This window comes from Stieleria sp., assembly GCF_041595215.1.
Taxonomy (GTDB): Bacteria; Planctomycetota; Planctomycetia; order Pirellulales; family Pirellulaceae; genus Stieleria; species Stieleria magnilauensis.
On record NZ_JBFHKV010001373.1, the window covers coordinates 1 to 1885 of the forward strand.

Genomic DNA, 1885 nt, shown 5'->3' on the forward strand with positions numbered 1-1885 from the left:
AACAATACTTGGTGGATTTCTGCCAGCTTGGCAGGCGAGATCTTTTGCACTTTGCGGTCGTAGGTGATCAAGCCGTTGATCTCGCCTTCCACGTCGGTCGTCTGGGTGTAGACACCGGCGGCGATGCCTTTGCCACGTAATTCGTTGAGCATCTTCAGCGACGTGACGTAGCGGGCCTTGTATTCGGCTTCGTTTTGCGGCAATCCGCCATAGCCCCAGTTGCGACGATTGGCGTCCCAGAGATGGCCTTTGACGGGATAGCCGTGACCTCCGAATTCTCCCATGACTTTGATGTAGTCCTCGAAGCGTCCGCCGGCGCCTTGATCGAACGGGAACTCGGGGTGGGGGTACGCGTGGGCGTCGACGACATCACCGACCGGCCAAAAGTTGCCGCCGCTGGCGATGTTGACCAATCGCGACCGGTCGCGATCGACCGTCCACTTGCCGACTTCGACCGTGCGATGTTGTCCCCAAGCCTCGTTGAAGGGCACCCACACCACGATCGACGGATGGTTTTCCAGCAGCGCGATCATGCGTTCCAATTCGACCATGAATTGCCGGTGATGCCGGTCAGGCCAAACGGCGTCTTCGGGGTCGGGTTGCAAACGCGTCCACTTGGGATTGTTGCCCGCGCTGACCTGGTCTTGCCAAACCATCATGCCCAGTCGGTCGCAGTGATAATAATAACGTCGCGGTTCGACCTTGATGTGCTTGCGAATCATGTTGAATCCGGCGTCCTTGAGCCACTGGATATCAAACAACATCGCTTCATCGGACGGCGGTGTCAGCAAGCCGTCGGGCCACCATCCCTGGTCGAGTGGTCCCCAGTGAAAAATCGTGTCGCCGTTGAGCGTGAATCGCCAGTTCCCGTCGGCGTCTTTGACTTTGCCGACGTTGCGAATGCCGGCGTAGGACGCGACCCGATCGAGCGTCACCGCATCGGCGCCGACCAGGGTTGCTTCGATGTCGTAGAGGTGTGGTGACGAAGGCGACCAGAGTTTTGCATCGGCGATCGTCAACTCGATGGCGTCGCTTCCCGAACCCTCCGCCACGATGTTTTCGCCGTCCTTGACGACGACGCGGACTTCGCCATCGCCTCGGACGAGCGGGGTGACGGTGATGCTGCCGGTGTCGGCGTCGGTAGCAATTTTCAGATCACCGATGTGGTTCGGTGAAACCTCTTCCAACCAAACCGTTTGCCAGATTCCCGAAACCTGTGTGTACCAGATTCCGCGTGCGTTGAGCGTTTGTTTGCCCCGCAGTTGGTAGTTTTCGGTTTCATCTTCGACTCGGACGACCAGCTCATTGTCGCCGTCTCGCAAGGCGTCGGTGACGTCGAACGTGAACGCAGTGTTGCCACCCTGATGTTTGCCGACGGACTGGCCATTGACGAAGACTTCACAGCGATAGTCAACGGCTTCGAAGTTCAGTAGCGTTCGATTGGATGCAGATGGTGTTGCACGAAACGTTCGTCGATACCAAAGCGCGTCGGTAGCGTCCAGCAACCGCTGCACGCCGCCGAGTTTTGATTCCAAGCAGAAGGGCACCAGAATCTCACCGTCCCACTCGTCCGGCTGCTCGGTTTGCTCGACCGGCGTGATCGCATAGTCCCAGTTGCCGTTCAGGTTGGTCCAGTTGTCGCGTTGCAATTGCGGGCGGGGATACTCTGTCCAAGCATTTTCCGGCGTGACGTCTGCGCCCCAGGTGGTAATCAATTCGGATTGGAACGGTTTGGTGTCGCGTGGCGGAGCCGGTAGCTTCGGAACGTTGTCAGCATCGACTAGATGTACGTCAATGAACTGGCCGCCACTGGTTTGGCGACAGTGGACGGCCAAGATATTACGGCCGAGCTTGAGCGCCGATCGTTTCTCGCGATCGATGGAAA

General features: G+C 58.2%; 1 protein-coding gene. It reads right to left on the reverse strand.

What is annotated here, in order from left to right:
- Positions 1–1885 (reverse strand): glycoside hydrolase family 2 protein (locus tag ABX749_RS31395; RefSeq protein ID WP_372899502.1); only part of this gene is annotated, 1885 nt, incomplete at both ends.